The sequence below is a fragment of the Aliamphritea spongicola genome (assembly GCF_017051665.1).
GTDB classification, from domain to species: Bacteria; Pseudomonadota; Gammaproteobacteria; order Pseudomonadales; family Balneatricaceae; genus Amphritea; species Amphritea spongicola.
Map to the genome: position 1 here is coordinate 1 of NZ_JAFIDL010000021.1, position 822 is coordinate 822.

Sequence of the window (822 nt, forward strand, 5' to 3'; positions counted from 1 at the left end):
TCACCGGTCCGGCGAGCAGTGCGACCTTCAACATTGCCACCATCGATGATGCGCTGGCCGAAGGGGCGGAAGACTTCACCGTCAGCCTGGGAACCATCACAGACACCAATGACGCGTTCGAAGCGATCGTGGCGGGCACCAACAACAGTGTCGAAACCACCATCACGGACCAGACCGGCAGTGACAACCCACCGGGTACAGAAGACACCGTCATCGTCTCCCTGACTGGCCCGAGCGATGTGGTCGAAGGTGAAACCACCACCGACTACACCGTCAGCCTGAGCGAAGCGGTGCCGGCGGGTAAATCGGTCACTGTGGCGCTGACGTACAGCTACACCACGGCCTCCGGCACGGACATCACTGAAGTGGCCGATGTGACCATCACCGGTCCGGCGAGCAGTGCGACCTTCAACATTGCCACCATCGATGATGCGCTGGCCGAAGGGGCGGAAGACTTCACCGTCAGCCTGGGAACCATCACAGACACCAATGACGCGTTCGAAGCGATCGTGGCGGGCACCAACAACAGTGTCGAAACCACCATCACGGACCAGACCGGCAGCGACAACCCACCGGGTACAGAAGACACCGTCATCGTCTCCCTGACTGGCCCGAGTGATGTGGTCGAAGGTGAAACCACCACCGACTACACCGTCAGCCTGAGCGAAGCGGTGCCGGCGGGTAAATCGGTCACTGTGGCGCTGACGTACAGCTACACCACGGCCTCCGGTACGGACATCACTGAAGTGGCCGATGTGACCATCACCGGTCCGGCGAGCAGTGCGACCTTCAACATTGCCACCATCGATGATGCGCTGGCCG

At 61.2% G+C, this 822-nt stretch carries 1 protein-coding gene; it reads left to right on the top strand.

The window, feature by feature from the left end:
- Window positions 1–822: Calx-beta domain-containing protein (locus tag JYB63_RS22540; RefSeq protein WP_205660182.1), on the top strand; the 822-nt coding region annotated here is incomplete at both ends.